The organism is Luteibacter anthropi, from assembly GCF_011759365.1.
In the GTDB taxonomy this organism is placed as follows: Bacteria; Pseudomonadota; Gammaproteobacteria; order Xanthomonadales; family Rhodanobacteraceae; genus Luteibacter; species Luteibacter anthropi.
The window spans coordinates 154623-174699 of the sequence record NZ_JAARLZ010000002.1 but is presented as its reverse complement, the minus strand read 5'-3'; the positions used below and the strand labels follow the sequence as shown (position 1 = coordinate 174699).

General features: G+C 63.9%; 13 protein-coding genes. 6 read left to right on the top strand and 7 right to left on the bottom strand.

The window, feature by feature from the left end; all coding sequences use genetic code 11:
* Positions 1-103 precede the first annotated feature (103 nt).
* The 3 genes from HBF25_RS03480 to HBF25_RS03470 all read left to right on the top strand — a co-directional run bounded on the left by HBF25_RS03480 (position 104) and on the right by HBF25_RS03470 (position 5550).
* A complete protein-coding gene (locus HBF25_RS03480) occupies positions 104-1858 on the top strand; it encodes a M61 metallopeptidase family protein (RefSeq protein WP_166946559.1) in 1755 nt (584 codons plus the stop codon).
* A gap of 88 nt (positions 1859-1946) precedes the next feature.
* Entirely contained in the window at positions 1947-3485 is a 1539-nt protein-coding gene (locus HBF25_RS03475) for a S41 family peptidase (RefSeq protein WP_166946558.1), read from the top strand.
* Between the two features lie 199 nt (positions 3486-3684).
* Complete coding sequence (locus tag HBF25_RS03470) at positions 3685-5550, top strand: beta-ketoacyl-[acyl-carrier-protein] synthase family protein (protein WP_166946557.1); 1866 nt, start codon at positions 3685-3687, stop codon at positions 5548-5550.
* A gap of 47 nt (positions 5551-5597) precedes the next feature.
* Here HBF25_RS03470 and HBF25_RS03465 read toward each other — a convergent pair whose 3' ends face one another.
* The 5 genes from HBF25_RS03465 to HBF25_RS03445 form a co-directional block, all read right to left on the bottom strand.
* Positions 5598-7010: an efflux transporter outer membrane subunit gene (locus tag HBF25_RS03465; RefSeq protein WP_166946556.1), complete on the bottom strand. Its 1413-nt coding sequence runs from the start codon at positions 7008-7010 to the stop codon at positions 5598-5600.
* The gene (locus HBF25_RS03460) at positions 7007-10303 is read right to left on the bottom strand and encodes an efflux RND transporter permease subunit (protein WP_166946555.1); all 3297 of its coding nucleotides are present in this window, start codon (positions 10301-10303) and stop codon (positions 7007-7009) included. Before HBF25_RS03460 ends, HBF25_RS03465 begins: the two co-directional genes overlap by 4 nt.
* Positions 10300-13404 carry an efflux RND transporter permease subunit gene (locus tag HBF25_RS03455; RefSeq protein ID WP_166946554.1) on the bottom strand — a complete coding sequence of 1035 codons (3105 nt, stop codon included), beginning with the start codon at positions 13402-13404 and terminating at the stop codon, positions 10300-10302. Before HBF25_RS03455 ends, HBF25_RS03460 begins: the two co-directional genes overlap by 4 nt.
* 9 nt (positions 13405-13413) lie before the next feature.
* Positions 13414-14628 (bottom strand): efflux RND transporter periplasmic adaptor subunit, encoded by a 1215-nt coding sequence (locus tag HBF25_RS03450; RefSeq protein WP_166946553.1) that lies wholly within the window; start codon positions 14626-14628, stop codon positions 13414-13416.
* Positions 14629-14743: 115 nt separating this feature from the next.
* On the bottom strand, positions 14744-15073 hold the full coding sequence (locus tag HBF25_RS03445; protein WP_166946552.1) for a hypothetical protein: 330 nt from the start codon (positions 15071-15073) through the stop codon (positions 14744-14746).
* A gap of 201 nt (positions 15074-15274) precedes the next feature.
* Between HBF25_RS03445 and HBF25_RS22000 the strand changes: the two genes are divergently transcribed.
* Positions 15275-15682: a hypothetical protein gene (locus HBF25_RS22000; RefSeq protein WP_208392395.1), complete on the top strand. Its 408-nt coding sequence runs from the start codon at positions 15275-15277 to the stop codon at positions 15680-15682.
* 60 nt (positions 15683-15742) lie between these two features.
* Here the strand turns inward: HBF25_RS22000 and HBF25_RS03435 are convergent, their stop codons facing one another.
* Together HBF25_RS03435 and HBF25_RS03430 are read right to left on the bottom strand one after the other, a co-directional pair.
* Positions 15743-16972 (bottom strand): MFS transporter, encoded by a 1230-nt coding sequence (locus tag HBF25_RS03435; protein ID WP_166946551.1) that lies wholly within the window; start codon positions 16970-16972, stop codon positions 15743-15745.
* Positions 16973-16999: 27 nt separating this feature from the next.
* On the bottom strand, positions 17000-17689 hold the full coding sequence (locus tag HBF25_RS03430) for a class I SAM-dependent methyltransferase (protein ID WP_166946550.1): 690 nt from the start codon (positions 17687-17689) through the stop codon (positions 17000-17002).
* Between the two features lie 329 nt (positions 17690-18018).
* On the opposite strand from HBF25_RS03430, the gene HBF25_RS03425 reads away from it, so the two are divergent.
* The gene (locus tag HBF25_RS03425) at positions 18019-19212 is read left to right on the top strand and encodes a glycosyltransferase family 2 protein (RefSeq protein ID WP_166946549.1); all 1194 of its coding nucleotides are present in this window, start codon (positions 18019-18021) and stop codon (positions 19210-19212) included.
* A 6-nt stretch (positions 19213-19218) separates the two neighbouring features.
* A complete protein-coding gene (locus HBF25_RS03420) occupies positions 19219-19896 on the top strand; it encodes a polysaccharide deacetylase family protein (RefSeq protein WP_166946548.1) in 678 nt (225 codons plus the stop codon).
* The last annotated feature ends 181 nt before the right edge of the window (positions 19897-20077 follow it).

The window sequence follows — 20077 nt, the reverse complement described above, 5'->3', positions numbered from 1 at the left end:
GATACAGGCGTCATCACCAGTCAATAGTGAACAAATCCCTTGACTCAGGATGTCGCATAACCTGACAGAATGGCGTCACGCCAAGATATTCCCTGGGAATGTGATGAGCAAACTATCGTCGGGTGCTGCATGGTTCACCTGCGCCATCTTACTGAGCATGGCTGGCATGGGCACTGGTATGGCGGCTACGCCATCATCCCCGCCAAGAATCGACATGCAACTGGCCGAGGTGAGTGGACAGAACGGGCAGGCCCGCGCCATCGGGGTGACTTACAGCGTATCCGTCGCACCCGGTGAGGCCCCGCCGACGTCGTTCGTGTTCGACACGCTGTCCCCTTCCCTGTTGCGTGTGGACGACCAGGTCACGGCCTTGGCCGTTACCGACGAAAAGGGCCCGGTTCCGCTGGCCGCACCCGTGATCCGCAAGGATACGGATGCCGAGCATCAGGTCTGGTCGACAAGCCGCCCCACGGTGGGTGTCGTCCATGTTGCCTATACAGTGCCGGTTGCGCGCGCCCTCACTCCGAAGCGTGGGCCGCATCTTGATCTTCAGGCAGCCGGAGGCGGACTTTCCGGCGCCTTTGTCGGCTTCATGCTGTTGCCCGAGATAAAGGCAAAGGACGTTCAGCTGAGTCTGCACTGGCAGCTCCCGGCAGGGCATCAGGCCGTATCCAGCCTTGGCAACGGGGATGCGAACACGAGAATCAGCTTCGACAAGCTGAACTTCGTCGTGTTTCTCGCCGGCTCCTTGCAGAAGCCTATCCTCAACGACGGTTCGAAAAACTTCGCCGTCTATGCGCTCGGCATGGAGCCATCACAGCTCGATGCATTGGCCACATGGACAGCGAAGGCATATGAAGTGGAGCGCAAGGCATTCAAGGTGCCTGCCGACAAGCCTTACAACTTCCTCGTGCGTTCGTATAAGGGCGGCGGCCAGGACAGCGGGCGGGCCAGCGAAGGCGCCTTCATGCTCTACCTGCCGTCAGGTTACGACACGTCCAAGGCGTCGCTTCACTTTCTCGTAGCGCATGAGATGGTCCATAGCCTCATCGCCAGTTTCGACGATGTGCCGGCCGATGGAGGGCTGTGGTACACCGAAGGCGCCGCCGAGTATTTCTCGGTGAAGCTGCCCAACGACGCGGGACTGTACAGCGCGCGTGACTACCTCGCCACCATCAACGAGATGTCGGCTTCCTATTATTCCAATGCGCTGCGTAACGTGCCTGATGAGCGTATTCCATCCGTCATGTGGACGGGGCGCAACGCCTGGATCGTGCCGTACAACCGTGGCTTCATGTATCTGGCCAACCTGGAAGCCTCGCTGCGGGCCCATCATGCCTCTGTGACGGTGCTGGACCTGACCAACGAGGCCAGCCGACGCATTCGTGCCGGTGCTGCCTCGAACGACAAGATCTGGGAAGGCGTTCTCAAGGATAAGGTGGCTCCCTGGGCCCTCGACGACTGGCATGCGATGATGGCGGGCCGGCTCATCCTGCCTCCCGCAGACACCTTCGGTGCATGCGTGGTGGGTACCCGAAAACAGGTCGGCTTGTTCGACCTTGGGTTCGACAAGCCAGTGCGTCTCGACGCAGGTGGCGTGATTTCAGGGGTGAAGGCAGGATCTCCCGCCGCCCGCGCAGGGCTTCAGGATGGCGACGTACTCAACACCTCGGTCGATATCTACTCTTTGTTCATGAGCCTGGACACGCCGGCGAAGCTGTCGGTCATGCGCGCAGGCAAGCCGCTGACCATTCAATACGATCCTCATCGGGATAGCGTCCCTGGCATGACATGGTTGCCGGCCTCGGGGAACAGAGATCATCCGTGTGCAGATACCGGGCCGGCGAAGTCAGGGTGACGTCGACAGGGCGCTGACGGAGGGCGGAACCGACAGCGGACGTCCGCGGACAGTCGAGACCCGCTGAAACGCGCCGTACGGCGTCGCCATGGCGTGGCACGGTATTTGCGAAGAGGCATCATCTTCCGAGGAAAGCCGTGCCTTCATCATGCCCAATCCCCTGCTTTCCCGTCTTGCCGCCGCGCTGCTCACAACCTTGCCGCTGGTCTCTTCCGCTTGTGCCGCCAAGGCACCGGAGGCAGCAGCGCGCAACGCCTGGGCCATCATGGCCGACAGGGATGTCGACTTCGCCATCCAGTGGTTCAAGGGACACTCGATCCTCGCGGTATACCCTGATCCTGCGGCGTTCTCCCGCACGCTCGACAAGGCCCGGCGGCAGGCCAATGACGACCTGCGCCATGTCGACAGCTTCGAAGGCTACCGGCAGACACTGAAGCACTTCTTCGCGGTGTTCGACGATGCCCATGCCTACGTGAGCATCCGTTTGACGCAGACGTCGTTCAAATGGCCGGGGTTCCTCGCCAACTATCAGGGGCACCGTTTCCTGGTGGCGCAGTCGGAAGTGGCATCGTTGCCGGATGGTACGGAGATCACCTCGTGTGATGGCGTGCCGATGGCCGACTGGGCCGAACGAATCGCGCCGTACGAACGGATCATTCCCGGACTCGGCTCCACCCGTGCACGTGCAGCTCCCCTGATCTTCCGTGACGCGGACAGTCCCTTCGTAAGCCGGCCGGTCCATTGCCTGATCGGCGGCAAGACCGTGGAGCTGGACTGGCGCAGCATCTCGTCCGGCGAGATGACCCAGGTCACCACGCGCATGCAGCCAAAGCTCGACGACGGCGTATCAGTCTCTTCGTTTGGCGACAACGGCGCCTGGGTACGGCTGGGCAATTTCTCGCCAGCCAATCGCAAGCAGTCCGACGAATTCGAAGCGCTTTACAAGATGGCGCCTGCGCTCCGTGACAAATCGGTGATCGTCTTCGACGTGCGCGGCAATGGCGGCGGCCCCTACGAATGGTTCATGGGCGTACTTCGCTCGCTCTATGGGCCGGAAGACGTCGATTACTACGCGCGGGCACGTATGCAGATATCGCCTGTTTACCGGATTTCAAAGGGCAAGGAGCTAGACCCCGCGCCGCCGGAGACCGGGGCGGATGCACCATCGAAGGCGCCTCTCGACGGCCTGCCGGACGACGGTAGCGAAGACCGGTTGCTGGATGCCGCAAAGGCGCGTGGCGCAAGCTTCATCCACCTGCCCAACCGGCACGATGTGCCAAGGCCTTCCTCGGCACCGGCCAGCCTCGTCCACGCCAGGGTGATCGTGCTCACCGACTATGGCTGCGGTAGTGCGTGTATCGGCTTCGTGGACGAACTCAAGCGTATCCCGGGCGTGACCCAGGTAGGTACCGAGACCTTCGTGGACTCGCGCACCGGCACAGCGGTGGCCGCCCGACTGCCCAGTGGCAACGGTTCGATCAGCGTACCCAGCATGACCCGCGATGGCCGCGAGCGTAACGACAACGAGCCCCAGAAGCCCGCCATGGAATTCGAAGGCGACATCGGCGACACGGCCGCAGCGCAGGCCTGGGTGCGCGACGTCGTGCTGGCAAAGCCGGCCCGCTGAGCGGGCACGACGGTTCCCGAGCGGCCGCATCCCGGTGACGTCACCGGGGTGCGGCTTTTTTGCTCCCAAGCCAAAGATCGCCAAATCAACGAGATAGACAAGATGCGTTCGCGCTGACGGGTTAAATTGGCTGGTGGGTCCCGCGAGGGTGCTCATACTTCTATACTGATTGTTTAGTCTTACCGGTCATTACCCGAACATGTTGAGAAGCGACCAAGTCCTCGTCACCGTCGGTACCGCCTGTTCCATCTCGGCGGTGGGTTCCACGGAAACCTACCAGGCGCGCGTGGCCCAGTCCGCGGAATTCCTGCCCCTGGCGGCCTTCGATGCAGGCCTTGTCGAGCTCGACCCTGCGGCGGACAACGCGGCCGACGGCATGCGCTGGGCCACGGGCGAACAGGCCGGCGAACCGGTCACGCTCGACGAGCTGGAGCGCCTGCACGGCCGCACCCTGCGCAGCAACAGCGGCATCCGCCACGTGCCCAACGTGCGTGACCTCGCCCCGCGCGTGGTCACCGACATCGCGGCCCCGCTGCCGCACGATCTGGAAACCGTGGGCCTGCGTCGCCTGGCCGGCCTGCGTTACGAAGACATCCGCGGCTCGAAGCTGAAGGATATGCACGGCCTGTTCCAGGACGATCCGTTGCTCAGCCCGTCGCTCCAGGCTCAGCTGTTTGCCTATGGCGCGCTCGGTGCGCTGGCTGGCCTGCCGCGTCCGCTCTCGGAGCTGGTGTCCCGGCCGTTCGGTTTTCGTGTGGCGGCGGCTACGGCCTTCGGTGGCCAGGAAGCCCTTGGCCAGTGGCTGCGTCCCGACGCGCCGTTGCCCGAAGGCGGTTTCCCGAAGGATACCTTCGCCGTTCGTCTGGCTCATTCACTCGGTTCGCACGGGCCTGCGCTGGTCTCGACCATGCTTGCGCCGGCATACAGCATCAGCCGCGTGCTGAAGAACCCCGAGCTGCGCGAGTCGCTGCGCTCCGACGACGTGGGCTTCATGCGTGTGCCCCAGGCACCGATGACGGCCGTCGGCGCCTGCGCATCCAGCCTGATCGCACTGGCGGACGTCGCGCCGCAGCTGCTGTTTGACTACCCGGGCTACCAGAAGCCCGAGATGGTGCTGCTGACGGCCGCCGATGCCGCGCTGCAGCCGCGTTTCGGCATCCTGGAAGCCTTCGGCGGCGGCGCGCTCATGACCGGCGACAAGCTCGCCACGAAAAACGCCGCGCATGGTGACGAAGAACGCACCGTGCACGATTCGCTGGCCCCGTTCGACATCGACGCCGACGGCACGGTCGTCGGCCACGGCGGTTCCGGCCTGCTGGTCACCACCCTCGATTTCGCGCTGCGCAACAAGCTCGACGTCACCTCGATCATCGTCGGCTGGGGCCAGAGCTCCGAAGCCGGCGGCAAGGCGCATTTCGCCGGCGTGGGTTTTGGTGGCGAGAATGCTCTGGTCCAGGCACTGGACATGGCCTTTGAAGGCCACGGCTACGGCGTGCGCGACTTCCAGTACCTCGCCGCGCATGCCACAGGCACCCGCACCAACTCCAAGACCGACCTCGGTACCGCGCTGGCGGCGCTGCGTGGCGCGGGACAGCGCCAGGGCGTGGCCGAGGCCAACCTCCCGAAACTGTTCGTCGGCACGCCCAAGGCCGTCGGCGATGGCCACACCATGGGCGAGACGGGCCTGAAGGCCGTGTCGCAGGCCTTGCAGTTCGTGCTGGGTCGTAAGGCGCCGGGCGTGCCCACCCTGCGCCGTCTCGATCCGGATCTGGCCGAAGTCGCCAGCCACTTCGATCTCCAGGCGGCGCCATCGGAGGGCAATGCCAACGGTGGCGCGGTCTGCGCCACGCAGGGCTTCGGTGGCTACAACGGCGCCGTCGCGCTACGTTCGGCCACGCCCGAGGCCATCTCGCGCTATGTGTCCGACAAGGCCACGCTCGATGCCTATCTGGCCGAGTGGCCCGCGATCCGTGCGGAGCGCGAGAAGAACGAGCGCATCGCACGCCGCAGTCCGAAGCTCGCGCTGGCGATGGCAGAGAAGCATCGCTGGACCGGCCTGGACTGATCCACCCGCAGAAGCCCGGCCTGAGCGCCGGGCTTCTCGTTTTCAGCTCAGTGTCCCGTCTTTGGCGGACTGGCATCACCGCCGAGATCGCCGATGAGTGACACGCTATCGAGCAGGCGCTGTTCCTTTACGCTCAGCGCCGTCTGCTCCGTGCTCAGCAAGGTGGTCTGCGCCGTGACGGCCGTGGTGTAGTCGACCGTGCCCGCCTGGTATTCGTTGAAGGCAATTTCGGAACCGCGTCGCGCATCGGCCACGGCGCTGTCCAGCACGGCCGCCTGCTGCGCCAGGATGCTGATGCCAGACAGGTCATCCTCTACGTTCTGCAGGGCCGTGAGCACAGTCTCGCGATAGTTCGCTACCGAGGCCTCGTACGAGGCCTTCGCGGCAGCGACCTGCCCCTTGCGTGCGCCGCCATCGAAGATCGTCTCGCTCACGTCCGCACCCAGCGACCAGACATGGTTGGCGATATGCAACAGGCCAGCCAGCGGCGACTGCGAGAAGCCATCCGCGCCCGAGAGCGTAATGTCCGGATAGTAGGCGGCGATTGCCACGCCGATGGCGGCATTCTGCGCAGCCATCTGTCGTTCGGCCACCGAGATATCCGGCCGGCGTTGCAGCAGGGTCGACGGCACGCCAGCTGGCACCGCAGGCAGTTCGGGCAGCGTGGTGCCATGGGGTATGGCGAGTTCCTCCGGTGTCTTGCCGACCAGCACGGCGATGGCGTGCTCATACTTCGCGCGTGAAACGCCCAGCGCGATCAGGCTCGACTGTGCGTTCTCGAGCTGCGTCCGTGCGGTGATCACGTCCGACGGTGGCTTGATACCGGCGTCACCCTGGTTGGCCACGACGCGCAGGTATTCCTTGTAGGCATTCACGGTCTGTGTGAGCAGGTCGATATTGGCATCGGTGACGCGCAGGTCGATCACCGCATTGGCCAGCGCGACCTGTTCCGTCAGCGTGGCATTTGCCAGCGTGGCGGCACTGGCTTCGGCCGTGGCCTTGCTCTGTTCCACGCCACGACGCACCTTGCCCCACAGATCCGGTGCCCAGCTGACATTGCCTTCCAGCGAGCCCGAGGTGCGGATGCCCGGATTCACGGCCTGGCTGCCGGCGGTGGTACGCGAGCGCGTCGCCGAGCCGCTGATGCCAATGGTGGGAAACAGGCCGGCCCGGGCCTCCTGCACTTCGGCCAGGGCTTCCTGGTAGTTGGCATAGTTCTGCTGCACGGTCTGGTTGGAGACCGAGACCTGGGGCTCCAGCTGATCCAGCAGCGGATCGTGGAAGGCCTTCCACCATTCGCCCTTGGGCGCGTCGTCCGCCGGCTGCGCGACGTTCCAGCCGGGCTGGGTTGCGTAGCTGGCAGGCATCGCGACACTGGGCCTGGTGTAGTCGGGGCCGACCATGCAGCCATGCAGCAGCCACGCGATGGCGACGACGAGGGTCTTGTGGGATGTCTTCATGTCCGTACGCTCGCGTCTGCGCGGTTCCACGGCAGGCGGGCGGACCAGACCGCCAGCCTGGCCCGCAGGCCGTCGAGATGGATATAGATCACCGGGGTGGTGTACAGGGTGACGATCTGGCTGAGCACGAGGCCGCCCATGACGGTGATGCCCAACGGCTGCCTCAGGGAGGCGCCCTGCCCCAGACCGATGGCCAAGGGCACGGCACCGAGCACGGCCGCCGCCGTGGTCATCATGATCGGCCGCAACCGGATGACCGCCGCGCGATGGATCGCCGTGCGTGCGTCCAGTGCCTCGTCGCGCTGAAGGTGTATGGCTACGTCGATCATCATGATCGCGTTCTTCTTCACGATGCCGATGAGCAGGATGATGCCGATCATGGCGATCACCGAGAACGGGATGCCAAAGATAAGCAGGGCCAGGGTTGCGCCGATGCCTGCCGAGGGCAGCGTCGAAAGGATGGTCAACGGATGCACGGTGTTCTCGTAGAGAATGCCCAGCACGATGTACACCGCCGCCAGTGCGGCGAGGATCAGCCAGGGCATGGTGGACATCGACTGCCCGTACACCTGCGCCGCACCGGCGAAGCTGCCGTGAATCGATGCCGGCATGCCGATCTGCCGCGATACCTGGTCGATGGTGGCGGCCGCTGCGCTCAGCGATCCGCCGGGCGGCAGGTTGAACGAGATGGTGGCGGCCACCAGGCCATCCTGGTGGCTCACCTGCGTGGCGGTGTGGTTGCCCACGTAACTCGCCATGGCGGGGAATGGCACCAGGGTTTCCGAGGCCGTGCTGTCCGCGCTGCCGCTCGAACTGCCGCCCTTGGAGTTGGCGATGGCGTTGTTGAGCTGGTTGGCCTCGGCGTCGGCGTTGCGCGAGTTCGTGCTGCCCGCCGTGCTCCCGGCCTGGGTCACGCCCTTCACCAGCGCCGACGACATCTGCGTCTGCTGGGTACCGCTGGCATTGCCTGCCGCCGTGCTGAAACGCATGCGGTCGAGCATCTGCGGGTATTGCCAGTACTGCGGCGCTACCTCCATCACCACGTAGTACTGGTTCAGCTGGTTGTAGATGGTGGACACCGTGCGCTGCCCGAATGCGTCGTAGAGCACGCTGTCGAGCTGGTTGGGCGCGAAACCATACCGCGCGGCGGTAGCGCGATTGAAGTTGATGTAGATCTGCAGGCCATGCTGCTGAAGATCGGAATTCACGTCCGATAGCTGGCTGCGCTGCTTTCCCAGTGCGTCGACCAGGCGTGGTACCCAGTCGAACAGCGAATTCGCGTCGTCACTGGTCAAGGTGTACTGGTATTCCGCAGCAGACTGGCGGCCGCCGATGCGCAGATCCTGCGCGGCCTGCAACAACAGGCGTGCACCGGATACCGCGTTGAGCCTGGGACGCAAGCGGTCCACGACTTCGGCGGCCGAGATCTTCCGCTCGGCCAGCGGCTTCAGTTCGATGAAGACATTGGCGGTATTGAGCGCCCTGCCCCCCGTGAACCCGGCCACGGATGCCACGGCGGGATCGCGCTGCACGATGCCTTGCAACTGAGCCAGTTTCTGCTGCATCGCCTGGAAGGAAATACTCTGGTCCGCGATGATCTGGCCGGTGAGGATGCCGTTGTCCTGCTCGGGAAAGAAGGTGGATGGCAGGAAGCGCACCAGCACGACGTTGAGCACGATCAGCACCAGGAAGATCACGGTCACCAGCGTACGGTGCTCCAGTGCCTTGCCGAGCGAGCGGTCGTAGCCATCGCGAAAGCGGTCGAACTGGCGCCCGGCCCAGCTTGCCCAGCGCCCTCCGGAAGAAGCCTTCTGTTGGCGCCGCAGCACATAGGCCGTCATGGTCGGGGTGACCGTCAGCGAGACCACGAGCGAGATGAGGATCGCGATGGACAGCGTCACGGCAAACTCGTGGAACAAGAGGCCCACGATGCCGGGCATCAGCAGGATGGGCAGGAACACCGCGATCAGCGACAGGCTCATCGAGATCACGGTGAAGCTGACTTCCGCGCTGCCGCGCAGGGCCGCCTCATGCACCTCCATGCCCTCTTCCACATGGCGTGCGATGTTTTCAAGCACCACCACGGCATCGTCCACGACGAAGCCCGTACCAATGGTCAGCGCCATCAACGACAGGTTGTCGAGGCTGTAGCCCAGCAGGTACATGGGGCCGAACGTGCCAATGATGGACAGCGGCAGCGCGGCGGCGGGCACCAGCACGGCACGTGGTGATTGCAGGAAGACGAACACCACCCCGATCACCAGCACCACAGCGATGCATAGCGTGCGCTCGGTATCGTCCACGGCGGCGCTCACGGACTGCGAACGGTCCACGGCGATGCCGATGTGGACATCGTGCGGCAGCGATGCTTCCACGGAGGGCAGGACCCTGCGGATCTGCCCCACGGTTCTGACGATATTGCTGCCAGGCAGCGGATACACGATTACCAGCACCGCATCCCTGCCGTTGTACAGGCCAGCATTGCGCAGGTTCTCGGCCGAATCCACCACATCGGCCACGTCACGCAGGAACACCGGCGCATTGTTGCGATAGGCGATCACCAGGTCGCGATACGGCGCGGCCTTCGGAATCTGGTCGTTGGACAGGATCTCGAAGCGCTGGTCACCCTGGTCTATATGTCCTTTGGCGCTGTTGGCGTTGGCCGAGCCCAGCGCGGCGCGCACGTCTTCCAGGCCGATACCGTAGCTGCTGAGCTGGTCCGGATGCAGCTCCACGCGTACGGAGGGCAACGCGCTGCCACCCAGGGTGATCTGGCCTACCCCGTCCACCTGCGACAGCTGCTGCTGGAGGATGGAATTGGCCGAGTCGTAAAGCTGGGCGCGCGTGAGCGTGGACGAGGTCAGCGCAAGCACCATGATCGGCGTATCGGACGGGTTGTACTGCCGGTAGGTGGGGTTGTTGCGCAAGGTGGACGGCAGGTCGGCGCGCGCTGCCTGGATGGCCGCCTGCACATCGCGCGCGGCGCCGTTGATGTCGCGATCCAGACCAAACTGGATCACGATCATGGCCGAGCCCACGGAGCTGGTCGAGGTAAGTTCACTCACATCGGCGATGGAGCCCAGCCTGCGTTCCAGCGGTGCGGCCACCGTCGAGGCCATGATGTCCGGACTGGCACCGGCCATGCTCGCCTGCACCACGATCACCGGGAAGGTGACATTGGGCAACGGTGCCACCGGCAGGTTGAAATACGCCAGGGCACCCGACAGCAGGATGGCGACGGCCAGCAGCGTGGTCGCTACGGGGCGCCGGATGAATAGCCCCGGGATGTTCATGGCTGCGGCCCGATCGCCGGCTGCGGTGCCTTGCGCCTGCGCGAAGCCAGGCGATCAAAGAACAGGTACACCACCGGTGTGGTGAACAGAGTCAGTACCTGGCTGAGGGCCAGGCCACCGATGATGGCCAGTCCCAGCGGCCGGCGCAGTTCCGAACCCGTGCCCGTGCCCAGCAACATGGGCAAGGCACCGAGCATGGCCGCCAGCGTGGTCATCAGGATGGGGCGGAAACGCAGCAGCGATGCTTCGAATACGGCATCGGCCGGCGTCTTCCCGTGCGTGCGCTCACCCTCCAGGGCGAAGTCCACGATCATGATCGCGTTTTTCTTCACGATGCCGATCAGCAGCACGATGCCGATGATGCCGATCACGTCGAGATCGTGACCGGCGACCATCAGGGACAGCAGCGCGCCGATACCGGCGGATGGCAATGTCGACAGGATCGTGACCGGATGGATGAAGCTCTCGTAGAGCACGCCCAGCACGATATAGACCGCTACCAGTGCGGCGAGCAGAAGATACACCTCGCTGGACAACGAATCCTGGAAGGCCTGCGCCGCACCCTGGAAGGACGATGTCACCGACGGTGGCAGGTTTGCGGCCTTCTCGGCGCTGGCGATATCGGCGACGGCCGTACTGAGCGAGGCGCCCTGGGCGAGGTTGAACGAAAGCGTGACGGCCGGAAACTGGGCCAGATGGCTGATCGCCAGGGGTGACTTCACGATGCGGATGGACGCAATACCCTTCAGCGGCACCTGTCCGCTGCTTCCGGTCTGGCTCGGCAGGTAGATGTCGCCCAGTGAATCGACCGTGGGCAGGCTCTCGGGCTTCGCCACGAGGATCACCCGGTACTGTCCGGACTGCTCGAAGATGGTGGAGACGATGCGCTGGCCCAGGGCATCGTAGAGCGCATTGTCGATGGTGGCGGCCGTGATGCCGTAGCGCGCCGCCAGCTGGCGGTTCACCTCGACGTCTACGGCCGGGCCATCGTTGGCCAGGTCACTGGTCACGTCGGTAATCGAGGCGATGCCCTTCATCCGGTTCACCAGTCCGGGTACGTATTTCGCCAGCTCGTCCTGTGACGAACCGCGCAGCACGAACTGGTACTGGTTGGGCGATACGGTGGTGTCGAGGGTCAGGTCCTGCTCCGGTTGCAGGAAAAGCCTGATGCCGGCGACGTTGGCGGTGTCTTTCTGCAGGCGTCGCGCAATGCTGGCGGCGGTACCGGAGCGATCCCCGATGGGCTTGAGATCAATGAGGAAACGACCATTGTTGAGCGTCTTGTTGGTGCCGTCGATACCCACGTACGACGTGATACCGGCCACGTCGGGGTCTTTCACCAGCACATCGGCCAGCGCGGCTTGTCGCTCTACCATCGCGGCATACGACACCGAGTTGTCGGCCACGCTGATGCCTTCGATCACGCCCACGTCCTGCACGGGGAACAGGCCCTTGGGGATCACCACGTAGAGGACCAGCGTGATTGCGACGGTCCCCAGGAAGACCAGCAGGGTCAGTGTCTGCCGCGCCATGACGAAACGCAGGCCGCGCTCGTAGGAACCCAACAGACGGTCGAACAGAGATTCGCTGATGCGTTCGAAGCGGCTGGGTTGCCGTTGCGCCTGAGCACGGAGGATACGGGCACACAGCATGGGCACCAGGGTGAGCGACACGATGCCGGAAATCACGATGGTGACCGCCAGGGTGACCGCGAACTCCTTGAACAGGCGGCCGATCACGCCGCCCATGAAGAGCAGCGGGATCAGCACGGCGATCAGTGACACAGTCAGCGACACGATGGTGAAGCCGATCTGCCCTGCGCCTTCCAGCGCGGCTTCCATGGGGGTCTTGCCTTCCTCCAGGTAGCGGACGATGTTCTCGATCATCACGATGGAGTCGTCCACCACGAAGCCGGTGGCGATGATCAGCGCCATCAACGACAGGTTGTCGATGGAATAGCCCAGCTCGTACATCGCGGCCAGCGTGCCGATCAGTGACACCGGCACCGAGATGCTGGGGATGATGGTGGCCGGCAGGTTGCGCAGGAAGACGAAGATCACCAGCACCACCAGCACCACGGCCAGTGCGAGTTCGAACGCAGCGTCGGAGACCGACGAACGGATCACGCCCGTGCTGTCCGAGACGATGTCCACCTTCATGCCGGCCGGCAGGGTGGATTCCAGCGCAGGCAGTTCTTTCTTGATCTGGTCCACCGTGGCGATCACGTTGGCGCCGGGCTGCCGCTGCACGTTGAGTACGATGGCTTGCTGGTGTCCGTACCATGCGCCCAGCTCGGTGTTCTGCGCCGACTGGGTCACATTCGCCACGTCGCGCAGGTAGACCGGCGCACCGTTCTGGTACGAGATCACCGTGGCAAGGTAATCCTTGGGATCGCGAATCTGGTCGTTGCCGTTGATGGTGTAGTCGAGCTTCGGGCCGTCGAAATTGCCCTTGGGCTGGCTGACGTTGACGTTGGCCAGCAGCGAACGCAGGTCATCGATGTTGAGGCCATAGGCTGCAAGCTTCTTCGGATCGGCCTCGACACGAATGGCCGGCACGTTGCCGCCGGCAGGCACCACGAGGCCCACGCCCGGCACCTCGGCAATCTTCGAACCCAGCCGGTTGTTGGCCACGTCCTCGATCTGGTTCAGTGACATCGACGCCGACGTCACCGCCAGGGTGAGGATCGGACGATCGGCGGGGTTGACCTTGGCATAGGTCGGGGGCGCAGGCAGGCCGCTGGGCAGCAGGCTGGACGCGGCATTGATGGCCTCCTGCACGTTCTGCTCGGCCACGTCGAGGCTGAGTGACAGGTCGAACTGCAAGGTGATCACCGACGCGCCGGCCGAACTGGTCGAGGTCATCTGCTGCAGGCCGGGAATCTCGCCCAGCTGCACCTCCAGTGGCGCCGTGACGGTATTGGCCATCACCGACGGGCTGGCGCCGGGATAGAACGTCTGCACCTGGATCACCGGGTAATCCACATCCGGCAATGACGACACCGGCAGGAAGCGCACGGCCACCAGGCCCACCAGTACCAGGGCGAGCATCAGCAACGCCGTGGCCACCGGCCGCAGGATAAAGAGGCGGGAGATGTTCATGAGCGGCGCTTACGAAGCATGCCGCCGTGAACTGCCACTATGCGCGGGGGCCGTGCCTCCCGCACTACCGGCATGCGCACTGGTGCCGGCAACGCGGATCTTCGCGCCGTCCGTGAGGCGGTCCATGCCGTCGGTCACCACTTGCTGTCCCACTGAAAGCCCGGAGGTGATGACCGTGTTGGTGCCATCGCCCGGTCCCAGGGTCACCTTGTGCACCGATACGGTCTGGTCGGCATTGACCAGATAGACGAAGTCGCCAGGGGCACCGCTCTGGATCGCCGGCGTGGGCACCACCACCGCCTGCTTCAGCGTATCCACCAGCAGCCGTACGTTGACGAACTCGTTGGGATAGAGCGCCTCGTCGTCATTGTCGAACATGGCGCGGAGATTGATGGTGCCCGTGCTGGTCTGCACCTGGTTGCCCAGTGCATAGAGCTTGCCCGTGGCGATCTGGTGGCTGTTGTCGCTGTCGAAGACCGTCACGGGAAGCGAATCGCTCGTGCCGAAGCGGCGAAGCACCTTGCCCAGTTCGTTCTGCGGCACCGTGAACTGCACGGTGGTGGGCTTCATCGTGGTGATGGTGACGATGCCCGGTGAGGTCGACTGGGTGACGTAGTTGCCCGGGTCGACGAGACGAAGACCCACCCTGCCCGCCACGGGCGCCACGATATGGCAGTAAGCCAGGTCCAGGTCGTCCTGCGCGATGGCTGCCTGATCCGCCTTCACGGCAGCCTCGTCCTGCTGCACCGTGAACTTCTGGTCCACGTAGGTCTGCTCGGCGATGGATTTCTGCTGGAACAGCTGCGTGAAACGGGCAAGGTCCGAGCGCGCCTGGCCGAGACTGGCCTGGTCCTTGGCAAGCTGGGCTTCGGCCTGCTGCTTCTGGATCTGGTACTGGCGCGGGTCGATCTGGGCGAGGAACTGGCCCTTCTCGACATCCTGTCCTTCCTTGTAGCCCACGTCGGTGAGATAGCCGCTGAGCTGGGGCAATACGTTCACCGTGGCCACGGGCGTGACGGTGCCCAGCTCATTGAGGATCTCGGGCATGTCGGCCACGGAGACTTTCGCCGTGCTCACCAGCTGGGCGGGCGTGCCCTGCCTGCCCTTGCCGCTGTTGGCGAACAGGTGAAACAGCACGAGCGCGAGCACGGCGATGACCACGATGGCGAGGATCCAGTGCCACTTCCGGCGGGGCCTGCGCACTGAATCGGTCGCGTAGCTCATCTGTCGTACTCCTTCGGTTGGGCCGATCCGGCTACGCAGAAGGAACGCACGAGACGGTCATGCGTTTATTCGTGACATTTCGTGTTCACTGTACGCTCATTCTTTTCGCAAGAAATCACAGGGTGACCATGTAGGTGATGAGAAAGCACACCAGGGTCAGCATCACCATGGCGAGGATGAAGGCCACATCGGCAATGCGCTCAAGACGGTGCAACCGGATATCCGAATCCACGCGCATTGCAAAATAGGCGGCCAACGTAGCGATAAGAAAGAGAATGGCGTCGAACGCCAGCAGATCGTCGGTGATGGTGTCGGTGCGCGTATACGAAATCACGACACGCAGCAGGCTGATACCCGTGAGGCAGACACCCACCATCGCCGCCGAAATGGTGCATATCATCCGGCAGGTGCCCTCGGCGAGAGGGTTGATGGATCGATTCGGCATGATCGTTACCTTTCGTGCGGGGTCGCCGCTACAACGACGCGCTTCGCCGGCTGGTTGACCTGCCGATTCCATACGGTGGCTGACCGTAAAGCGGCACGCTCGTAAACCCAGGGGCGCCCGCAGCCGTTTTTGCGTCCAGGTACCAGGCCGCTCGTGCCAGCCTGGCAGCCAGCCAATTCGCACGATTTCGCGGGTGATGCCATGAACATGCTTCGTTCGATCGCTCTGACCGCCGCCTTCGTCGCCTGCTCGGCAGGCACGGCAGCAGCGCACGCGCAGGTCTATGTGGATGCCGGCGTCAATATCGGTCCGGCGCCCATCTGCCCCTACGGCTATTACGACTACGCACCCTACCCGTGCGCGCCTTACGGCTATTACGGTCCGGAATGGTTCCTGGGCGGCGTGTTCATCGGTGCGGGACCCTGGTTCCACGGGCCGGCCGGCTTCCGCGGACACATCGATCCGCGCTTCGATCCCCGTCGCGGCTATCACGGACCGTTGCCCGGTCCGCGCGACCGCCCGCGACCGGAGGAGCGTTTCGACCGGATGCCCAACTTCCGCGGTGGTGAGTGGCGTGACGGCCACGGCGGTGGCGGTCGCGAACGCTGATCCATCAAGGTGAAAGCCTTATGTCGTGGGAACCGCTTGCGGTTCCCGCGTTGGCATAAGTCAGGCCAGTGGGCGCACCTGGACGGAGCGCCGCAGTCCACTCAACACAATTGCCATAAGAATCGCCAATGCAATCGCGCCTGCCGCCATGGCAGGTTGCAGTGTATCCACCAGCGCTCCGGTGCATAACGCGGCGATGGGAACGGCGCCCAGCGTCACGGCCGAGAGCCAGGTCATTTCCTGCCCGATGTGTTGCGATGCAGCCGTCATCTGCAACCACGACTGCGACTGGATGCCATAGACATTCGATGCGGCAGCCAGCAGAAAGAAAGCAGGCAGCACGGTGGCCAGGCCCGTGCCGGCGAACAACAATACGTAGCCCGATACCGCTACGGTCCAACAGCCGATAATGCGACGGATGACACCGCGCATATCCGCGTGAGTGGCAGTTGAAAGCATCGAAGCGAGGCCGATGCCCGCGAACTGCGCAACGTACACCAACAGGTAGCGCGGATCATTCCGTTCCACGAGCATGATCGGCAGCAACACCTGCACCGGGCCGAACACCAGTACCGAGCTGACCAGAACGTACGCATAGAAGCGGCGAGGAATGCGGGTTCCGCCAGTGTCCAGCGATGGCGCTTGTTGCGGAGCCGGTAACCGGATCGCGCCGCGTCGTCCTACCGCGACGAGCATGGGGATCGACAAGGCCACGCACAGTGCATCGATGCCAAAGGCTACGGAAAGCCCCTGCGTACCCTGGGAACCCAATACGACGGAACCTGCCAGCAACGGCAGCATGACGGTGGCTACGCCCGATATCAGCGCCAGTACCGCGTTTCCGGCAGGCACGAGGGTGCGATGCACATACATCGGAAAGACTGCGCGGCCCGCAGGATACGCCACGGCCCAGACGATGCCTCCAAGCAGCGCCGTGACATAGATCATGCCGATGGACATCATCCCCATGAAGGTCAGCACGCACACCATGGCATTGCTGGCCACGAAGAGAAGCCTGCAGGTCAGTAGCACGCGCAGGGGCTGAAGCCGGTCCAGGAGGTGCGGAAAGAACAACAGCAGGCAGAGGCTGGGCACAGCCTCGATCGCAGCGGTGACACCCAGGTCCAGGGCGCGTCCGCTCAGGCGCATGACAAGGAATGGCAGTGCCAGCAAGGTGAAACTTGCGCCGAGCGTGGTCACCAGGTTATCGAGCATCAGCAAGCCGAGCCGGGGCTCGCGATACCCGATGCGAAGCAGGCGCAGGCCGCGCACGATGCTGCGGCCTGCCATTGAGCCGCCCCTGCCCCGGGCCACGTCTTATGCGCTGCGACGCAGGAAGTACAGGTCACCCTGGCGGATCACATCCAACCCGAAGGATGCGGCAATCGTGGTCAGCTTGGCTTCGTCCAGACGCCATGCGGTCTCGACATCATCGACCCCTACATCGAGCACCCATTGCATGCCCGTCCAATGCGTAATCACGAGGCCATCCTCGGCGAGCAGGCCGGCAATCGTCTCGAAATAGCGCTCGAAGTGCCTCTGGCAACAGGCGAAGCTGGCGAGGTTGTTGTCGATGACGTAGTCGAAACGGCTGGTACGGAAAGCGTCGGCGAACGGCGCGCCATGTTTGTTGAGCAGTTGCAGTGTGTAGCCGGGAAGATCGAGGCGTTCGCCGTGCAGCAGTTCATTGACCGCTACCGTTACACCCACGATGCGTGCTGCCCGTCCGGCGACCAGTTGTGCCACGGAGGAATTGCCCGCTCCGATATGCAGGATCGATTTGCCACGCAGTTCCGCCCCATCGAGCCAGCGGTTGATGGCCTCTTGGTCGAGGGTCGGCTCACAGGCCGAGTAATCCACCAGAGGCCAGGAGATGGCGTCCGCCGCAGCGTCGTAGCGCTCCACGCCCGGTTCCTGGCCGCAGTCCGTGGTACTGACACCGATGTCAAAACGTGGCCTGAAAACGGTGCCCGGGATGGGCGTCGATGCAGCGTGCGATTCGTTCACGGTAGATGCCTCCGCGGCGAGGGGCGGGATGGGAAACATGCATCCATGCAAGGGCCGCGAACCGTTGGAGGACGCCGTTTCGTACTGTAGGGCGCGCTGAGTCGCTGAAAGTGCAATTTCGGCAAGAATGCACCCTGTCCGACAAAAACGTGTCCGCTTTCACAGTTTCCGAAGGTCTGGACCCCGAATATCCGACCCCGTTGCACGCGCTTTGACATCGTTGTCATCGCTTCGCGGGCCATGGACACGCCAGCCACCGGCGTGCGCCCGCTCCATGGAAATGCCATCCGGTATCCACGACCGGACTGTGGCTGGGTATGAGGGGCTTTATGATCAGCTTGCCGGTGTTGCTCGGATTGATCGGTTTCTCGACGTTGCTGCTGTTCCTGTGCACGGTCGTCATGCTGGGGCTTTACCTGGCGAGGCGACTGCGGCCCACGCGAGCCGAGACGCGGCTGGCCGAGTATCCGTTCGTTTCCATCCTCGTGCCCTTCTATAACGAGCCCGAGCCGTCCTTCCTGCGCACCCTGGAAGCCATCGAGGCGGCGGATTACCCCGGCCGGCTCGAAGTGATCCTGATCGACGACGGTTCGAGCAATTCGACGCCGACAATGCTCACCGAATGGCTTCGATGTACGCGCGACAAGCACTATGTGCTGGTGACACTGGAGAAGAACGGCGGCGCGAAGGGGCTGGCGCTGGATGCCGCGCTGCCCCGGCTATCGCCGGATTCCGACGTGGTCACGGTGATCGACAGCGATACGGTGATCATGCCCCACGCACTGCGTATCGCGGTGGAAGAGCTGTACTCCTCGCCGACGCATGCCGCTGCCTGCGGGCTTATCGTGCCCGACGGGCGGGACACCTCCTGGCTGCACCGTCTCCAGTTTTACGAGCACGTGGGCGCGCTGGCGATCATCCGCTACGTGCAAAGCCGCGTCGGCATGGTCAACGTGGTGGCCGGTGCATTCTCGTTGCACAAGACGTCGGTTATCCGCGAGCTGGGCGGCTGGGGCGAGTGGTTGGTGGAGGACATCTCCTGGACCTGGCGCGCACTCGCTCACGGCTACACCATCGGATATGCGCCGGAGGCCATCGCGTATACGGTCTGTCCGTCCACGCTGTTCGGCTTGTTCCGTCAGCGCCGTCGCTGGGCGCGCGGGCGGCTGGAGTCGTTCCGCGTGGCCTGGGGCATCTCCTGGTCCAACACCGTGAAGATGCTGCCCTGGTGGCTGTTGTGGGCACAATCGGCCTTGCTGCCTACCCTGCTGCTCAGCATCGCGGGGGCATGGATCTACCGCAGCCCGCTGCTGCTGGACCTGGCTTTTGCCAACTGGCTGCTCATGGCCGTGCTGAATGGGGTAGCCTGCGTGCAGGCACGCGATCGCCTGCAATTGCGCTGGTTCGATATCGTACTGGTATCGATATACAACACCTGCATCGACACGCTGCTGCTGCCGGCCAATCTTATCGGCCTGTTCGACGAAATCACCGGGCACCGCAAATCCTGGCTGACACGATAAGCATCCATGGACTACCACGCCTTCCTTGCCGCATGGCCTCAGGTCTATCTGGGGCGCGGTCTCGCAGATGATCCGCATCTGTGCCTGACCTTCGACGACGGCCCTGGCGTGGTGACGCCCGCCGTACTGGAAGCGCTGGACCAGCTTGGCGTCACCGCAACGTTCTTCTGCCTGGGCGAGGCCGCCCTGCACCGCCCGGACATGGTGCGCGCCATCGTGGCGGGAGGGCATGAGGTGGGCAGCCATGGGCATTCGCATCTCGACCTGCGCCAGCTCTCGGCGGAGGTTTTCGCACGCACCCAGGTATTGCCATCGATCCGCGCGCTCGAAGACATCACGGGATCGGAAGTAACGTTGTTCCGGCCGCCATATGGCGAGATATCGCCTGCGCAGGTGGAGTGGCTGGCCAGCGAGGGGCTTACGCTGGTCGGGTGGTCGGTCGATCCGCAGGACTGGGCCGACCCCGAGGCGCCGGGCCATGTTTCCCGCGTGGTCGGTGAAATCACACGAAAGCTGCATCCGGGGGCCATCGTCCTGCTGCATGACGGCGACGATGGCGATACCAGCCGGGCATCCATCGTGGAGATCCTGAACGAACTGGTGCATCCCTTGCGCCACAAGGGCTACACCTTCGTGAAGGCAGGCCACATGCTGCGCCGTCGCGGCGTGGCCATGACCACCTGAGCGTATCCGGGCGCCCGCATCGGACAGGCGCAATTTGACACGAAGCGCTTCATGCACCAGCATGGCGTTCGGACGTCCATACGTCCTTATGTTCACATGGACCACCTCCCTCGATGAGTCTTCAGCACGCCCCCGCACTGCACGCATCCATCGCTCTCGCCAGCGGTGCATCGTGCTGTTG